Origin of the sequence: Antrihabitans spumae (genome assembly GCF_043944905.1) — a bacterium.
In the GTDB taxonomy this organism is placed as follows: Bacteria; Actinomycetota; Actinomycetes; order Mycobacteriales; family Mycobacteriaceae; genus Antrihabitans; species Antrihabitans spumae.
The window spans coordinates 1-16,609 of record NZ_JBIMSN010000006.1 but is presented as its reverse complement, the minus strand read 5'-3'; the positions used below and the strand labels follow the sequence as shown (position 1 = coordinate 16,609).

The following is a 16,609-nucleotide window of genomic DNA, read 5'->3' as shown; positions in this document are numbered from 1 at the left end:
CCACACCCCATTTTCACCCCAGCAGCGCGTCCGGAGGGCACCTTTAACTCACGAGCGGCGAAGCCGCCTATCGATATTTTCGGCCATACTGGTACCTATGGCAGAAGTTGTTCCGATCCCCGGAGTGCTCGACTGGGACTTTCCGAGGAGCGTCGCGAGTGTCGCGCTGCTGGTTCGATACGGCCGCGACCATGGCGTCGACCAGGACGAACTGCTGCGCGACACCACCCTGACCGCCGATTTGCTCGACGACCCCGACGCTCAGATCGACGCACGGGTGGAGCTGGCGGTGGTCCGAAATCTGGTGCGGGCGCTCGGCGACACCCCGGGTCTCGGCATCGATGTCGGTCGCCGCTATCGGGTCACGACGTTCGGGATCTTCGGGTTCGCGTGCGTGAGCAGTCCGACGCTGCGGGACGCGGTTGCGATGGCGTTGCGCTATCTCGAACTGAGTTTCACCTTCTGCATACCGGTCGTGGAACTCGGCCGCGACGAGATCGTTGGACGCCTCCTGATCGACCGGGTTCCCGAGGATGTCCGGAGATTTCTCGTCGAACGCGACACCGCTGCGATGTTCACGGTGCTGTCGGATCTGCTCGGTGCGAGCATGCCGCTGCGCACTGTGACCTTCTCCTACCCGGCGCCGCCGAGCGGGGACGACTACTCGGCGGTGTTCGGAGTCGCCGCAACCTTCGATCGGGCGGTCAACTCCTTCACCTTCGACCCTGCGATATTCGATCTCGAACTGCCGCAAGCCAACTCGCAAACCCTCGCCATGTGTCAGGCACAGTGTGGCGCGATGGTGACGCGGCGCCGTGCGCGTACCGGCATAGCGCACGAGGTGCGGGAACGGCTGGTGCAGGTCGGGGGTGCCAGTGCGGGGATCGACGAGGTCGCCCGCAGTCTCAACACAAGTACGCGGACGTTGCGGCGGCGACTGACCGACGCCGGCACTAGCTACCGGGCACTGCTCGACGAGGTCCGGGAGGCGCTTGCGGAACAGATGCTGTCCACGACGCCGCTGTCGGTGTCCGACGTTGCTATCCGACTCGGTTATTCGGAGGCGTCTACCTTCATCTACGCCTTCAAACGGTGGAAGGGCACGACGCCTGCCGCGTACCAGCGGGAACGGCGGCGTGCCTACGTCGGCAGTGTCGGCTGAGCCGACCGCCTGAACCCGTGGGCACTGTTCGTTTTGGCGATGGAACGGAAATGGGTGGTCAGCCGGTGGTCGTCGTCGATGACGTGGAACGCGATGGCCGGGGGAGCGTCGTAGTCGACGACCGGATCGTGGGAACGGCCGTCGCCCTCCCACTCCGGACCGAGCACGGACGACACGCTCGGTGCAACGACGAGCGGTACACCGGCGAACGTCGTAACGGCTGACGTGTGTGCGTGACCGCAGAACATGCCGACGATTCGGGAATCGCCTCGGATGATGTCTTCGAGCGGATCGGTGTCGTCGAGCAGGATGCGGTCCACGATCGGGGTGAACAGTTTCTGCGGAGGGTGATGCGCGGCGATCAGGATGGGCGCTGCCGGTGGTGCGTCTTCGAGGACGGCTCGAAGCCAGGCGATAGTTTCGTCGGCGAGTAGTCCGCCGGGGTGGCCCGGCGCAGAGGAATCGCACATCGCCACGATCGCGTCGCCGATCATGTGCGCCCGATTGATCGGGCCCGAACCTTCCTCGTTCAGGAAGTGTGTGCGGTACTCCGAGCGGTCGTCGTGATTGCCTGGCAGGCAGAGCACCGGGATATCGGTGTCGAGTATCGCGCGAGCCTGCTGGTATTCGTCGGGCCTGCCACGGTCGGCGATATCGCCCGTGACCAGGACTGCGTCGACACGTCCCGGTAAACCGTTGAGGTACTTCATGACTCGGCCGGCTCGTTTGACATTGCGGCGACCGCCGTCGAAATGGAGATCGCTGACGTGCGCTAGGACGAGCATCCGACTCGCTTCCTCGGTGGCGGGTGTCCCTGACAGGCTATCGAATGTCGAGGTCACGAATGCTGTGACGTGCCGCCCGCGCGGCCGTGCGGGGGTCCCGGGTCACTCGCGACCGCTCGGTCCGTCGGCCTCGACCGAGCGGGAAAGCTGCTGTAGTGCCCGGAGAAAGCTGCGCCGTTCGCCGGCCGGAAGTGCTGCAAGGACGACCTCTTCGCGCCGTTGAATCTCGACCTGCGCGCGGTCTCGGACCTCGCGACCGGCGGGTGTCAGCGAGATCAGGTGCGCACGGCGATCGGACGGATCAGGCTTTCTCAGGATGTAGCCACGCTCGGTGAGGTCGTCGAGGACGCGGATGATTCGGGTTTTGTCGGCGCCGATCGACTGCGCGAGAGCGGCCTGAGTGCGGGTCGGCGAGTCGTCAAGGCGCAGCAGAACCGTGTAACCCCATATCGTGAGGTCGTTGGTGTCGAGGATGGGTTGCTCGATCGCGATGAGTGCCCGTACGAGCGGCGCAAGCATCGCGGCGAGGTCCGGTCGGTCGGCCACCATAACTCGAAGATTACCCTCGCCCAAAGAGTATGCATGCTCGTACGATATGCGTATGCCTACTAAATCGGATGCATCTGTACAACTTTCTCTGCACGCCCGCGCAGTCGACCTGAGCGTCGACGCGGTATCGCCGGTACGTGCCGACCAACTGGAGTACGCAACGCCATGTGTGGCGTGGAACCTACGGGAACTGTTGCGGCACATGACAGTTCAGAATCTCGGTTTCGCCGCGGCCGTCGAGGGCAACGGCGCCGACCCTGCGATCTGGCAACTGCGCGACTTCGACGATCCGGTGAGTACGTACCTGGCCGCGTCCGAGCGTGTGATCGACGCCTTCGCCGGCGAAGGTGCGCTGACGAGAGAGTGTGTGTTGCTTGAGTTCAGCGCCGAGCAGACCTTTCCGGGCGCGGCCTTGCTGCGGTTTCACCTCGTCGACTCGGTCGTGCACGCATGGGACGTCGCGCGCTCGATCGGAAACACGATCACCGTCGACGACGAACTGGCCGCGGCGACCCTGCAGATTGCGGAAACCGTGCCCGACGACGACATGAGACTGGCGCCCGGTGCGCCGTTCGCGCCGGGGTTGGTTGGTGCGAGTACGTCGACGCTGGACCGGATCCTGCTCGGGCTTGGTCGGTCGCCGAGTTGGCAGCACTGACGGGTCGGCAGATCGGCCCGACCCGTCAGTGACCAGCTCTAACTGCGATGCGGTCGCAGCATCCGCATGACAAGAGCACCGTTGGCGATGAGCAGCACGGCAACGAGGATCGCTGCCACGTGCATGCCGCTCACGAACCCGGCCTGCGCGGATTCGAGCAGTGCTTGCCCGGTCTCCGCAGGCAGCGTGTGCGCAACGTCGACAGCGCTGCCGAGCGTGTCCTGCGCAACCGCCTTGTCGGCGTCCGCGAGGTCGGACACGTCCACGTCACCACGGAAGATGCTCATCACAACCGACCCGAGGATGGCTACACCGAGCGCGATGCCAAGCTCGTAAGCCGACTCGGAGACGGCCGACGCCGCGCCTGCACGGTCGGCTGGGACCGAGCTGACCACGATGTCGGACGTCAAAGTCAGTCCGATGCCGACACCGAAGCCGACCAGAACGAACGCGAGCATAAACAGCACGACTCCGGCGTCTGCCTGCAAAAACACCATCGCAGCCGCACCGATGGCCGAGACCGCAAGACCCGCGGACAACACGAGCCGTGGCTGCCAGCGACGCACGAGCCAGGCCGCAAGGAGCGACGTCACGATGCTCGCCGAGGTGCCCGGCAACATCAGCAAACCGGCTTCGAGCGGCGACTTGCCGAGCACCAACTGCAGGTATTGCGAACCGAAGAACAGCACGCCGGCAAGCGCGAACACCGACATGAGGTTCGTCAGAACCGCGGTCGAGAAGTGCCTGTTGGCGAACAGTTCGAGATCGAGCAGCGGGTCCTTCAGGATCCGCTGCCTGCGGATGAACAGCCAGCCGACCAACGCGCCGACGAGGCCGATGATCGCAGTCTCGGCAGTCGGGCCGTGGACCGCGGTTTCCTTGACCGCGTACACGATCGGCACGATCGCGACCATCGACTGCACTGCGCTGATCAGGTCGAAGCGGCCGGGGTTCGGGTCCTTGAATTCTGGAATCAGGTACGGACCGACGGCGATCAACGCGAGCATGACTGGGACGTTGATGAGGAAGACCGCGCCCCACCAGTAGTGCTCGAGCAGCCAACCACCGATCAGCGGTCCGCCTGCGGCACCGCCGCCTGCCATCGCGCTCCACACGCCGATGGCGGCGGTGCGCTGGCGAGCGTCGCGGAACATCGAGCGAATGAGGCCGAGTGTGGCCGGCATCAAGGTGGCGCCGGAGATGCCCTGCAGCACGCGGGCCGCGATCAGCATTTCGGGATCGACCGACCACGCGGCGATCGCCGATGCGACACCGAACCCTGCGGCACCGATCAACAGCAGCTTGCGTCGACCGATCCGGTCGCCCAGGGTGCCCATCGTGATGAGCAGGCCGGCGAGGACGAACGAGTAGACGTCGATGATCCAGAGCAGCTGCGTGCTGCTCGGGGTGAGGTCGGCGCTGATCGCGGGCAACGCGAGGTCGAGGACCGTTGCGTCGACGGAAATCAGTAGGACAGCGAGCGACAGCGCTATAAGGGCGATCCATTCGCGGCGCGTCGCGCGAACCGGCGTACCGGATTCGACGGCCTTGGTGATCGTCACGGAAATTCTCCTGTTCGAGTGCAAAATGAGCTATACCGTCCAGCCGGTACAGTTGTCATAGGCTAGCACTGAACCGTCCAGCCGGTAAAGTGATTTACATGGCACCCAGCACGCCCGACCGAATCCTCGATGCACTCGAGGCGCTGCTGATCGAGGGCGGACTCACTCAGGTCACGCTCGAAGCGGTCGCAGCAAAGGCCGGCGTATCCAAGGGAGGGCTGCTTTATCACTTCCGCAGCAAGGAAGCCTTGCTCGCGGGGATGGTTCGCAGGCAGAGCGAGCGCTCCGACCAGCAGTTCGCCGAAGCGGGGACGTCGATGGCGGAGTGGTACCTACGCTCCGCGGACGACCCGGCGGAGACGGCGCTCTACGGTTCACTCATTGCGGTGCTCCGCAGCGTCGACGGGACAGAAGGCGTCGTAAAGAAGGCCGTGATCGAAGCGATGGCCGCCTACGACGACGCCCTGCGAGCCGAAATCGGGGACCCTGTGCAAGCCGAGATCATTCGGCTCGTCGGCGATGGGGTCTTTCTCGCCTCGATGCTGGGGCTGGCCGCGCCGGACCCGACCTTGTACGCGAAAGTTGTCGAGCGGTTGTTGCCGAAGTCGGATTAACGTCCGGTGCCAAGGGGGTCGCGACCGATGAACGCGAGCAACTTGGTCTGAGCGTCGGCGTCGTCGGGAACCTGCACCCGCGGGCCGTAATGTCCGCTCGTGCGGAGTATTTCGTCCATCGGTTCCATCCCGGCGAGCAGCGTTGTGCAGCGCTGCGGGTCCAGTGTCTCGTCCTGTCCGGTCGCTCGCGCGAGATCCCAGGTGTGCATGAACACGTCCGCCGTGTAGAACATGCTGATCGCCTGCGGGACCGGGAGATCGCCGGTGTTGGGATTCTGCAACGACTTTGCTGCCGTATCCGGGTCGTCGAGCACGGCCTGCACCGCAGCGGAATGCACCCGCCATGCCTCGACAGGATCGTCGTCTACCGAAGGGCCGCTTGCCAATTCGATACCCGCACCGCCCCGCAGAAAGGCGGGAAACCATTCCACGAGATGGCGAACCACGTCCCGTGCAAGCCAGCCTTCCGGCGGCGCGGGTGCGTCCCAATCCGTGACGCCCTCGACACGGTCGGTGAACGTTGCGGCGATCGTGCGGTGCTCCTCGGCTGGATTCATGCTGTGCGGATTCACGCTGTGCGCCCGAGCAGTTCGTCGAGTTTGACGTAACCCTCCGTGACTCCGACGTCCATGCCGCTCGACAGGAGGCCGTCACGGCCCTCGAAGCTGTCGACGAGCATGGTCGACGTGATACGAGTCCGGTCGCCGGCGAGCGCGTCGAACTGAATCGTTTCCAGCGCAACACCATCCGGGAATCCCACGTAGGTGAAGGTCTGCACGATGCGGTCGGCTCGGATCTCGTGGAACGAGCCGAAGAAGCTTGCGATCGCCTCGCCGTCACGGATCGACGAGTATCGCCAGCTACCACCAGTTCGACAGTCCCACTGCTCGATTCGTGTCGTGAGCGACTTGGGTCCGAGCCATTGCGCAAAAAGGACTGGATCGGTCCAGGCGCGGTGTACCCGGTCGACGGGCGCATCGAATTCGCGGACGACCACGATCGTCGGCAGCGTTGTGCCTGCGGTGATCTCGGTTTCGTGCTTCGTATCGGTCGTTGACATCATGCGCCCTTCTCGGTGTCCATCTCGGTGGGCTGTTCCATACGTGCGAGCACGTCGTCGAGTCGGCGGAAGCGGTCCTCGGCCTCCCGCCGGTAACGCTCGATCCATTTCGTCATCAGGTCGAACACCTCCGCTTCCAGATGGCACGGTCGGCGTTGGGCGTCGCGGCTTCGGCTTACCAGGCCTGCGTCTTCGAGCACTTTCAGATGTTTCGAGACGGCCTGCATGCTGACGTCGTACGGCTCGGCAAGCTGGCCAACTGTCGCGTCACCGACGGTGAGTCGCGCGACGATGTCGCGTCGAGTCGGATCTGCCAACGCTGCAAAGACTTTCGACAGCTGGTCAGTCATTCGAGTGCTCCTCAACCATTTGGTTGAATATGAGGTTAGATCGATCTGGTGCCGTTGTCAACCATGTGGTTGTGGAAGGTTCGGAACTAGTCGGGTGCGGCGGTCGCGGCAGGCATCGCCGACGTGATCTCGTCGAGTGACATCGCTCGGCCGTACAGGAAACCCTGAGCATTGCCGATGCCGAGTTCCGCTGCGAGACGCGCCTGGTCCTGCGTCTCGATACCTTCGACGATCACGTCGAGTCCGAAAGCCGCACTCAGAGCGGTGATCGCAGTCAGCATCGGTCGCGCCGATGCTGCGTCGCCGATGATGGGTCGGTCGATCTTCAAGATGTCCCATGGCAGCGAAGCCAGCCGGTTCAACGAGGAGTAGCCGCTGCCGAAGTCGTCGATCGCGATTCGAATACCCACCCGCCGCAGTTGCTGCAGTTGTGCCATGGCCTGTTCCGAGTCGGCGGCCAACTCGCTTTCGGTGATCTCCAAAACAAGTTGGTCGAACGGCCAGCCTGCGGCCGCAACAGTGGCCAGCGCTCTAGTCGCGTAGGTCTCTCGAACCAGTTCGAGACACGACACGTTGACGTTCAAGGTCAGTCGACTTCCGAGCGTGCGCTGAATGGAATGTGCGTCGGTACATGCTCGGTAGAGCACGGCCCGGCCCAATTCGTCTATCAGGTCACTGCTTTCGGCGATCGTGATGAGGCCGGACGGTGTCAGGTCCGGTTGTTCGGTCGAGGTCCATCTGACAAGTGCTTCGTATCCGACGATGCGACCGCAGTCCGCAACATCGACTATCGGCTGGTAGTGAACGTCGATGGTTCCCGAGTCGAGAGCAGCCCGAAGTTCGCTGACGACCGCGGGACGTTGCGCGGATTCCAGCGTCGTCTGATTCCGCCCTGTCGCCTTCGCGCGGTACAACCCGATGTCGGCACGACCGACGAACAGGGACGCAGTGTCCCCGTGCCGCCACGACGTGACTCCAGCCGAGCAGTTGGTCGTAATGGCCGCTCTCATCCGGTCGGCGATCTCGATGGCTTGCGCCTCGGTCGTATTCGGAAGTAGTAGCCCGAATTCGTCTCCGCCGTAGCGGGCGAGTATCGCGTCGGGGCTGAGTTGGTCGATCCATCGTGCGGCGACGTTTTCGAGCATCGTGTCGCCTGCCCGATGACCGAGCCTGTCGTTCGTAGACTTGAAGTCGTCCAAGTCGAAAAGGACCATCGCAAGGCTCGGGTTCGCGCCGGACGGGACCCTGAGCGTGGTCATGAGTGCGCGGTCGAAACCGCGCCGATTGAGCAGTCCTGTGAGCACGTCGATGTCGGCTTCGGACGCGACGCGACTCAGCACAGCGACGGCGGCACCGACGATAAGGGTCGTTGTAACCGGTGGAATTGCTGCCCACCAAGCCAGTGCGGGATTGTTGACGATGGCGAACACACACAGCGGAATCGCGAGTGCCATCAGCAGACACGCTTGTCGCCACGAGAACACGAATGCTGCATGACATGCGGTGCACGGGTACACCCCGGCCAGCGCAAGTGTGACCGTCGGACTCGGAGCTTCGGTCAGCAGGTAGGTCAGGACGACGAGTGCGAAGCCGATCAGTCCGGCATGGGCGGCCGTGTTGAGGTAGCGACCGAAGGCGAGCACCAGGCCAGCGGTTGCCACAGACACGACGGCACCGACCAGGAGGACCGTGCTGCTACCTTCCGGCCCGTCTGGAATTACCGATGCAAGGACGATGCCCGAGACTCCGATGGCTGCGAAAAATGCCGCAGCTGTGCGGGCCATGACCGGGCGGGACGCCAGCGCAGGTGGCGCACCCTGCAGCAAGCGGAAGTCGCCGCCGTCCTCGGATGTCCGCACGACCACTGAGCCTAGCTGTGCGCAGTAGGGCGTATCGCGAAACCGGTCGTGCTGAGCGGGCCAGGAGAGCCTGCGTCCCACATGACTTGTCGGTGGCGACTGCCATGATTCGCCCCCTACATCGATAGACGGGACGCACGGATCATGGCCAGCACAGTTGCCGCAACGATCATCGTTGTGATCGGGGCGGTGCTGCTCTACGGCATCTTCAATGTGCTGCGCGACTCGTCCAGAGTCGAGACATACCGACGTACCGTGCGTGCCATTCGTCCATGGATGTTCTTGACGACAGTTGTCCATATCGCGGTACTTCTTGCCGCCATCGTCGCACTCCTGCAGGTGCCCTTCCTTAGCTACGGGTGGTGGAAGCTGCTAGGTGGTGATGGAAATGTCCTGGTCGGACAAACAGGGTTCGATGGCATCGGATGGCAAATCGCCTCGCTCGTAATTCCGGTCGGGATTTTCGTGCTGGTACCTGACCTTGCCTACGGCGAGGAGTTGATGTTTCGCCTGGGCGCCGACTCGATGTCGCACATCGAACGGCTACAGCGGCAAGTCCGGTTCGGCATCGCGCACTGCCTGATGGGGGTTCCGCTTGCCGCAGGGATCGCACTCATTCTCAGCGGCTACTACTACCAAGCAATCTACCTCCGAGCGCTTCGACGGCTGGAATTGGATGTTGTTCCAGCAGAAGGTGTCCCACGCCCGACCACAAAGCCCTATCCGCCAGGTCCAAGCCATACCGGATCCAACGATGAGGCCAAGCTGGAACAGTGGCGACTGGAGATGGCACGCGTTGCCACAGAGAACGAGCAACGAATCACGCAGTGGTACAACGATTATCCCAAGCTAGTCGCAAGGCAGGACCGGCAGGCGGACGCGCTGCGACTCGAAGCGCTGACCACAGCTGCCGCTGCTCATACCGTCATGAACTGGATTGTCGTGTCCGTCATCGTCACATCATTGGTGATCATCTACGTCATGTACTAGGGCGGCATGATCGGCATCGAGATAGTGCAGACTTCACTATTCGACGCCCTGGCTCTCTTCGCGCACATCTTCGAAGAGGACGAGGCGGCTCGCACTGAACTCCTGCGCCTCGTGGCGCAGGTTCGAAACAAACCACTTTGGTGCTCCTACGCGAATCGCTTTCAAGCCAAAACACCCCGTTCGCCAAATTGGTGCGGTCGGTCGGCGACGAACCCGTCACGGTCGTTGAATCGGCAAAACCGCAGGTCAAACCGTCGGACGTGCGTCCGTACCGAGCGAATCGGAAGCTGAATGCGCACGATCTGGAGGAGCTAGTGGATTGCTACCGCCGCGGAACATTGGCAAGTGAGTTGGCCGAACGGTTCGGTATCCATCGGCAGACGGTCGTCGCACATCTCAAGCGGGAGGGCGTGGCGATTCGGCCGCAGGTCAAGCTGACCGCGCCTGTGGTCGAACAAGCGGTGGAACTCTACGCGGAGGGCTGGTCGACAGCAGCGATCGGCAAGAAGTACGGCGTCGATGCCAGCACGGTTGGCGATGCGTTGAGGCGAGCTAAGGTGACGTTGCGAGGGCCGGTGGCGGATCGGTGGTCGATGATAGATCGACTCTAGAGAGGCCTCGCGAATAGCAGCTTTTCACAGCCCTTTCAGAAATTCCGACGCGACTAGTAGGCCTTCTGCGCGCTCTCGTGGTCTCTCCCGCCTCGCGTCGATATCAGTCTGTGGTAATCGTTCGCAGTCTACTGCTCATCGCCGGACTGGTCCGGGACATTAATAACTAAGCCGGTCTCGTGATCGATCCTCACGAGACTCCAGTCGGTTAATTCTGCAATCGCGCTCCTTGCAATTTGCTTCGAGACGAGTGCATCCTTTCCTGGCATCTCCGTCTCCAATATTCTCGTCATAGTCATGCCCTCGGCTCCAGCAGATTCAATGGCCGTAAGGATGGCGGCTTGAAATTGACGGTAAGGGTTGTTTCCAAATAGCTGATCTCCTTTTATTTCGCGTTCTGTCATGTCATTGCTAACCGCGGGGTTAAGAGCGGCTTCCTCATTTGATACTGACATATTATTCTCCAGGGCGATAGTGTGATTTTTTCAACTGTTGACGCGCCTCCAGAGTTCCATCTCTAGGGCGTCTACAAAGATCCTGCTAAACTCCTCTCTGATCAGATTCGGATAGTTGGAATTGCTGCCGGTGCGCAGTTCCTTGCCGTCGGACGAGACGAAGAAGCAGTGTAGTTTCACCCGGCTATTCTCGACGTTACTCAGTCGTGCAACTGAATTACCCGCTAGCTCGTGGAACGTAAAAAGTGAGTCATCAACCACGACTCGAACTGCAGAAGGATCGTCTGTTTTAGCTGGCAGGATCTCGTTGTACGCAATAACCCAAAAGCCAGTCAAGCCAGCCTTCGAAAACAGTGAACTAGGGGAGCGAGAGTTTCTCGTCATCCAAGCGGCCAGGTCAACCTCGCGCTCAAATTTCGTTTGCTGATTCTCTCTGCCCGAGAGGCACTGCCGGCATACTTCATCCAGAAGCCGAGTCGGCAAATCTGCTACGTCCACCTCTTTTGCTGCTTTTTGAAGGTCGGTTACTACCTTTCTCGCGATCCGTGAGAGGGCGGACGTCCCGTTTCGACGAACATAGGCTGTTAGTTCAGAATCGAATCGAACAATGAGTTGGAAAAGATCGGCATGTATGTCTGCGGCAGTCGATCTGTATTCCAACTCCGACTTCCAGGAGGGCGCCCAGTTTGGTGTCCGATGAATAACTGCACTGATCAGCGCATGGAATCGACGTCGCGAATCACTTTCCTCGTTCCAATGTAAAATGCCATCCTTGAGCCAACATAAGAGCGTCGCATCATCCGCAAGAGACAGAAGCGCGTTCTGTCCGTACAGCGCGTCCTCAGTGGTATTCGAGAGATCGACGTCATCGACGAAGTAGTTCAACTGACGCAAGCTTTGCGGCCGAGCAGTTGCAAGGATGTTCGCAGCCAAATTGAGCATTCGATTCGCTGCGATGGTGTGATAGTGGAATACAACCCACCGGTAGTATTGATGCCTGTTCACTAGAAAGGATTCGAGCGCCGACACAGCTCGTTCCTGATAAGCGATTCTAAAGCCGGCTTTTTCGCGGTCGTAGGCAATCTTTAACGATTGAAGGAGGCGCTCCTTGTCGATTGCCCCGAACTCGGTCCCAGAGTTCTTTGCATCCCGAAGCAGGTAATCTAACCGGTCGACATCGACCTCTCCAGCGACGACGTTGTGTAAGCAGCCTGACCATGTGTGAGTTGTATGATCACGAAGGATTAGGTCAACTATCGACCAGGGAATCGCTCGAACAACTTTTCGCTCGATTCGACCAGCGAGGATTTCTCCTACTGCCTCGTGCATGGCAATCCCGCTCGCGACTGCAGTTCGAATTCTGTTGCGAACTATGTTGGCATGCTCACTCGTGAACTCAGCCGTTATCAGGTCGAGATGCTGGACGTAGAAGTCCTCAAGAGTGTGTGAATACGGAGGGTGTCCTAGGTCATGGAGAAGGGCGGCTGCGCTTATCGCCAGATCGATTCCATGAAAGAATTCGTCCGAATCTGAAGTGCTCGCAATCGCCAGGCTTGCAAGGTCGAGTTTATCGCCTATTTTATCAAGGTCTTTCTTCACGGACGTCGTGAAGTCGGCTCTCGTGCCTGATCTGGAATTGTTCCAAGCGTAGAACCACGCGCGAGACGCTAGATGCATCGCACCTAGAGAATGCTCGAAACGCTTTCCATTCATCGAGGGGTAGACCGTAGATGACATCGCTGTCTGGCTGATACGACGAAGTCGTTGGACAAACGGATGATCTATGAGCTCATTGAGTTCGAGATGCATCACGACGTAGTCGTGTACAGGATCGCGGACGACTCGGCCGAAGGAGCGGCGCTCGTCGTACGGTGCAACCAACTCGTCGTGCGAGAAGGAAGATCCATGACCGCGCTGCAGATCGGTATCCCCCGCGTCTGAATCGTCTGCCATGCTGCAGGATTATGCCCCAATCGTCCGACATATTTCGCAAGACGCGGCCGGACCGGTAGTTTCATGTGGAAGCAAATTGCCCGGCCTCTACGCAGGTGGCCCCTCCCTGAAGTTGCAGGAGGACTCAAGTCTTCGGGTGTCTCGTGTGGTCCCGCATGCATCGTTTGTCGTGCATGCTGAAGGATAGTCGACGACGCAATCAGTCCAGACATGCCTGACGAGCCCCAGTCGGCGCGACGTGCATGAACTTGTCAGTAGGTTAAGGAGAGCTTGTGGCCAACGAGCGAATCACGGAAGGAATCGTGCGCAGCCATCTGCATGCGCATCCTTGCAGTGGTCAACTGGTTGAGGAACAGTCCAGTACGGTGCCAGCGATCAGGCGTCTACTGTCGCGGGCGAGCAAGTCTGGAACTGGAGTAGGCCATCCCGAATTTATCATTTCCTTTCCGGAATCTATGCCGATGGTCGTTATCGTTGTCGAATGCAAGGCAAATAGAAGATTCCATGAAAGTCGAAATCACGACCGTCCTGTTGAATTTGCGGTCGATGGCGTATTGCATTATTCTAAATTCCTGTCCAAATCCTACGATGTTATCGCCATCGCGGTGAGTGGCTCCGACGCGAAATGTCTGAGTGTGTCGACATACAGGCAGCTGAAGGGCTCGCTGGTTGCAGAGCTCTTACCTTCGCCGAGCGGTCCAGTGGAACGGCTGATCAAAGTGGAGAAGTATTTAGATCTTCTGACATATGACCCTGTCGTGAGAGACCGCACGGAGAAGGAGCTCCTAGCTTTTAGTCGTACGTTGCACAACTACATGCGTGATTACGCTAAACTCGCCGAGTCTGAAAAGCCTCTCGTTGTGTCTGGCATTTTGCTGGCTTTGCGTGACGAGGTCTTTAAGCGAAATTGGTCCAACTACCGATCTCGGGATCTGGCGCGCGAACTGTATCGCGCAATCGAGCGAGTAGCGGAGGATGTCGATATTCCGTCCCGCAAGCGAGAAATAATGCTTGCGCCGTACTCGTTTGTTCGAACTCACCCCGAGCTTGCCAGGATGAACAATACGAACGAAATTCCTCTAGTCCGCTTAATCTCGGATATAGACGCGCACGTGCGTCCGTTTCTGGACCAGTATCACGACGTTGACGTCATTGGTCAATTCTATGGCGAATTTCTTCGCTACACAGGCGGAGACAAAAATCTGACACTTTCTGACGTTGTCGTCGATACATGCGCTGGGACGGGAGGATTTCTGATCTCAGCCATGCGTGATATGGACTTGAAGGCGGGTCCGGACGATGGGGTACGTTCGAGAATCAGAAAAGAGCAGCTAATAGGAGTTGAGCAGCAACCCCACATGTTCGCTCTTGCTGCCTCCAATATGATCTTGCGAGGTGACGGCAAAGCCAACCTGTATCAGGGCTCGTGCTTTAGTTCCGAAGTAATTGTACCGCTGACTGACGGCGTCCCCGGAAAACACGGCCGGCCGACTGTGGGTCTTATTAATCCTCCGTACAGTCAACGAGGGGAGGGCCTCCACGAGCTCGATTTTGTCGCTACCTTGCTTGATATTTTAAGCCCAGGGGGGACGGCCGTAGCAGTGGTGCCCATGTCATGCGCAATCGAATATCATGCCGCAAAGGACCGAATCCTTTCCTCGCATACGCTTTTGGCGACGATGTCACTCCCTAACGACCTCTTTCATCCCGTCGGTGTTATTACCTGCATAATGGTTTTCAAAGCCCACCAGCCCCACGCAGACGCACCGCAGCCAACATGGTTCGGGTATTGGAAAGATGACGGATTTGTGAAGACCAAGGATCGCGGCCGAATTGATCTCAATCAAAAATGGGTGGATATCCGTGATCGGTGGATTTCGGCGTATCATTCTAGAACTGTTGCGCCGGGGGCTAGTGTCAGTCACCGAGTAGTTGCTACTGACGAGTGGTGTGCTGAAGCCTATATGGAAACTGATTACTCGAAAATTTCGATATCCTCGTTTCAGTCTACTTTGCGAAACTTCGCTGTCTTCAGACTTACCTTGGAAAATGACGATGACGGCTTCGAAGCAGGCAACGATTCATGAGCACGGTTGAGGATCTGTTTATAATCGGGCGAGGGCACAGCTTGTCACTCAATAAGATGCGGCAAGTCGCCGAGGTGCACGGTGTTGCATTCGTGTCGAGAACAGCAAAAAACAATGGCGTTTCTGCATGGGTATCGCCACTTGAAGATGTTCAACCCCACCCGGCCGGTTCGCTCTCAGTCTGTTTGCGGTCGCGGAACTCTACGCTTGCAACATTCGTTCAGCCGCGTCGCTTTTATACCGCTTATCATGTTGCGACCCTGACTCCCCGTGATCCTATGACGCTTGCCGAGAAACTGTGGTGGGCACGGTGCATAGAAGAAAATCGCTACCGGTTGAATTTTGGCAGGCAAGCTAATCGCACTCTCAGCTCGCTTGAGCTTCCGGACGTACAGCCCGACTGGGTGAGAGATTCGATTGTGCCGACATATGAAGAACTCGGTGACAGTGAGCTGGTCCAGGACGACTTGCAAAGATTGATGACATCCGCGGCTCCCATCTCTGTCTCCAAGATTTTCCAAGTTGGTCGTGGGCGCACTGTCTTGAAACGTGAGATGCGCCATGGAAGGACTCCCTACGTCGGGGCATCTGGCCTGAACAATGGCGTCACCTCGTGGATCGACCAAAAGGCTCAATGGTTGGGTGGCTGCGTAACGATTGCCAGCAATGGCGATGTTGGAGCGGCCTTTTATCAAAGTCGGGATTTTTGCGCTTCATCGGACGTCACAATATTGACACCTCGCTTCCATGCGCAACCAGAGGATCTTCTCTTCATCGTGACAATTTTGAGGATGGAAAAGTTTAGATGGAATTATGGTCGAAAGTGGTCCTCTTCGAAGATCGCTGAGTCGACTGTGCTGTTGCCAACCGATGATCGAGGTGATGTGAATTGGTATGGAATTCGCAAGTTTATTTCGAGGTACCCCATTTTTTCGGTCATACCATTTGATGGACGTGAAGACCACGATACGACTGCGGCGGCAATGGGGCGGACATCGGTCCGTGGTGTTTAGCGAGTGACTGACCACCACCGGCAGGGACGTGCACGTCCGTCACTTCTTGAAATAGTCTTGCAGGAGATCAGCGCACACTGCGAGTTCACTGTCGACGCGTTCTCGCGGCCACACGTGGGATCCACCGAATGACCAAATGATCATCAGCTCCCGCTGCTTCTCGATGAGGTACGAGAAGACCGGCAGCGTCATCGGGCTGACGAACTCCCGGCGGAATGTCGCCATGAGTGAGCCGTTGAGGCGATTCGCCATGGCACCAGAGGTCACGGGTGGACCGGGCCTCTCGCCGTTTTCAGCAAACGAGAGGTACTGCTCGACCTCGATCGCGCGCGTATCTCGCGTCATTGTCAGGCCTCGATAAGCCACTGCCAGCGCTGCGCGAACGGGATCCCAAATTCCATAGTCGCCGGTGAACGGGATCTCCCGGCAGATCACCGCAAGCTCGTATAGCTCATCGACGGTCGCTCGAGGACCGATGAGCATCGCGGGCTCGAACAGGATGCGACAGGCGGCATCGCCAGCGAGACTGCCTTTGGCGACAGCTCGTTGCACGATCTTCACACCTTTAGGCGTCAGATCACCTGCGCGCTGTTGGTACCAGGCATCCAGCTTCGGCACGATCTGATTGTTGATTGGCGCTGCGCTTCACGACGCTGTTGTTCAGCGCGCTCGCGGAGGCTCCGAAGAAAAGCTTCGTCACTCTCTGGGTTTTGTGCGACGGCACGGCCTGGCCGGTCGTACTCGCTGAACCGGGTGTTCGATGCCGGTCGCGTTCCGGTGATGGGTCTGCCCGCGATCAGCCAAGCGATCGATCCGAGTGTCGGAATCAGGACCACAATCACTAGCCTGCCGCTTTCACGGTAATTCCTTCGGAGTTGGTGTCGTACATGAAGAAAGGTGC

General features: G+C 59.4%; 17 protein-coding genes. 7 read left to right on the top strand and 10 right to left on the bottom strand.

The window, feature by feature from the left end; genetic code table 11:
- The first annotated feature begins 97 nt into the window (after positions 1–97).
- Positions 98–1,162 (top strand): AraC family transcriptional regulator, encoded by a 1,065-nt coding sequence (locus ACHIRB_RS01800; protein WP_395114890.1) that lies wholly within the window; start codon positions 98–100, stop codon positions 1,160–1,162.
- On the opposite strand, the gene ACHIRB_RS01795 is transcribed toward ACHIRB_RS01800, so the two are convergent.
- On the bottom strand, positions 1,141–1,947 hold the full coding sequence (locus tag ACHIRB_RS01795) for a metallophosphoesterase (RefSeq protein ID WP_395114892.1): 807 nt from the start codon (positions 1,945–1,947) through the stop codon (positions 1,141–1,143). The genes ACHIRB_RS01800 and ACHIRB_RS01795 overlap by 22 nt on opposite strands.
- Before the next feature lie 102 nt (positions 1,948–2,049).
- Positions 2,050–2,496: a MarR family winged helix-turn-helix transcriptional regulator gene (locus ACHIRB_RS01790; RefSeq protein ID WP_395126402.1), complete on the bottom strand. Its 447-nt coding sequence runs from the start codon at positions 2,494–2,496 to the stop codon at positions 2,050–2,052.
- Between the two features lie 52 nt (positions 2,497–2,548).
- On the opposite strand from ACHIRB_RS01790, the gene ACHIRB_RS01785 reads away from it, so the two are divergent.
- Positions 2,549–3,154 (top strand): TIGR03086 family metal-binding protein, encoded by a 606-nt coding sequence (locus tag ACHIRB_RS01785; RefSeq protein WP_395114894.1) that lies wholly within the window; start codon positions 2,549–2,551, stop codon positions 3,152–3,154.
- A gap of 38 nt (positions 3,155–3,192) precedes the next feature.
- On the opposite strand, the gene ACHIRB_RS01780 is transcribed toward ACHIRB_RS01785, so the two are convergent.
- Positions 3,193–4,722, bottom strand: a complete 1,530-nt coding sequence (locus ACHIRB_RS01780) for an MFS transporter (protein WP_199705732.1) — start codon at positions 4,720–4,722, stop codon at positions 3,193–3,195.
- A 92-nt stretch (positions 4,723–4,814) separates the two neighbouring features.
- On the opposite strand from ACHIRB_RS01780, the gene ACHIRB_RS01775 reads away from it, so the two are divergent.
- Positions 4,815–5,330 (top strand): TetR/AcrR family transcriptional regulator, encoded by a 516-nt coding sequence (locus ACHIRB_RS01775; protein WP_395114897.1) that lies wholly within the window; start codon positions 4,815–4,817, stop codon positions 5,328–5,330.
- Here ACHIRB_RS01775 and ACHIRB_RS01770 read toward each other — a convergent pair.
- The 4 genes from ACHIRB_RS01770 to ACHIRB_RS01755 all read right to left on the bottom strand — a co-directional run bounded on the left by ACHIRB_RS01770 (position 5,327) and on the right by ACHIRB_RS01755 (position 8,599).
- Positions 5,327–5,902 carry a TIGR03086 family metal-binding protein gene (locus ACHIRB_RS01770; protein ID WP_395114898.1) on the bottom strand — a complete coding sequence of 192 codons (576 nt, stop codon included), beginning with the start codon at positions 5,900–5,902 and terminating at the stop codon, positions 5,327–5,329. The two genes, ACHIRB_RS01775 and ACHIRB_RS01770, sit on opposite strands and share 4 nt — an antisense overlap.
- On the bottom strand, positions 5,899–6,393 hold the full coding sequence (locus ACHIRB_RS01765; RefSeq protein ID WP_395127589.1) for an SRPBCC family protein: 495 nt from the start codon (positions 6,391–6,393) through the stop codon (positions 5,899–5,901). Before ACHIRB_RS01765 ends, ACHIRB_RS01770 begins: the two co-directional genes overlap by 4 nt.
- Positions 6,390–6,740, bottom strand: coding sequence for an ArsR/SmtB family transcription factor (locus tag ACHIRB_RS01760; RefSeq protein WP_395114902.1), 351 nt, complete (start codon positions 6,738–6,740; stop codon positions 6,390–6,392). The genes ACHIRB_RS01765 and ACHIRB_RS01760 overlap by 4 nt, the downstream gene beginning before the upstream one ends.
- Before the next feature lie 86 nt (positions 6,741–6,826).
- The gene (locus ACHIRB_RS01755; protein WP_395126403.1) at positions 6,827–8,599 is read right to left on the bottom strand and encodes a putative bifunctional diguanylate cyclase/phosphodiesterase; all 1,773 of its coding nucleotides are present in this window, start codon (positions 8,597–8,599) and stop codon (positions 6,827–6,829) included.
- 144 nt (positions 8,600–8,743) lie between these two features.
- On the opposite strand from ACHIRB_RS01755, the gene ACHIRB_RS01750 reads away from it, so the two are divergent.
- The gene (locus ACHIRB_RS01750) at positions 8,744–9,589 is read left to right on the top strand and encodes a hypothetical protein (RefSeq protein WP_395114908.1); all 846 of its coding nucleotides are present in this window, start codon (positions 8,744–8,746) and stop codon (positions 9,587–9,589) included.
- Between the two features lie 260 nt (positions 9,590–9,849).
- Complete coding sequence (locus tag ACHIRB_RS01745; RefSeq protein ID WP_395127588.1) at positions 9,850–10,200, top strand: helix-turn-helix domain-containing protein; 351 nt, start codon at positions 9,850–9,852, stop codon at positions 10,198–10,200.
- A gap of 128 nt (positions 10,201–10,328) precedes the next feature.
- Here the strand turns inward: ACHIRB_RS01745 and ACHIRB_RS01740 are convergent, their stop codons facing one another.
- Together ACHIRB_RS01740 and ACHIRB_RS01735 are read right to left on the bottom strand one after the other, a co-directional pair.
- Complete coding sequence (locus tag ACHIRB_RS01740; protein ID WP_395126405.1) at positions 10,329–10,655, bottom strand: hypothetical protein; 327 nt, start codon at positions 10,653–10,655, stop codon at positions 10,329–10,331.
- Between the two features lie 30 nt (positions 10,656–10,685).
- Positions 10,686–12,608, bottom strand: coding sequence for an HD domain-containing protein (locus ACHIRB_RS01735; protein ID WP_395126406.1), 1,923 nt, complete (start codon positions 12,606–12,608; stop codon positions 10,686–10,688).
- Positions 12,609–12,880: 272 nt separating this feature from the next.
- On the opposite strand from ACHIRB_RS01735, the gene ACHIRB_RS01730 reads away from it, so the two are divergent.
- Together ACHIRB_RS01730 and ACHIRB_RS01725 are read left to right on the top strand one after the other, a co-directional pair.
- Positions 12,881–14,695 (top strand): HsdM family class I SAM-dependent methyltransferase, encoded by a 1,815-nt coding sequence (locus ACHIRB_RS01730; RefSeq protein WP_395126407.1) that lies wholly within the window; start codon positions 12,881–12,883, stop codon positions 14,693–14,695.
- Positions 14,692–15,708, top strand: a complete 1,017-nt coding sequence (locus tag ACHIRB_RS01725) for a restriction endonuclease subunit S (protein WP_395126408.1) — start codon at positions 14,692–14,694, stop codon at positions 15,706–15,708. Before ACHIRB_RS01730 ends, ACHIRB_RS01725 begins: the two co-directional genes overlap by 4 nt.
- A 39-nt stretch (positions 15,709–15,747) precedes the next feature.
- Here the strand turns inward: ACHIRB_RS01725 and ACHIRB_RS01720 are convergent, their stop codons facing one another.
- Positions 15,748–16,326 carry a hypothetical protein gene (locus ACHIRB_RS01720; RefSeq protein WP_395126409.1) on the bottom strand — a complete coding sequence of 193 codons (579 nt, stop codon included), beginning with the start codon at positions 16,324–16,326 and terminating at the stop codon, positions 15,748–15,750.
- Positions 16,327–16,609 lie beyond the last annotated feature (283 nt).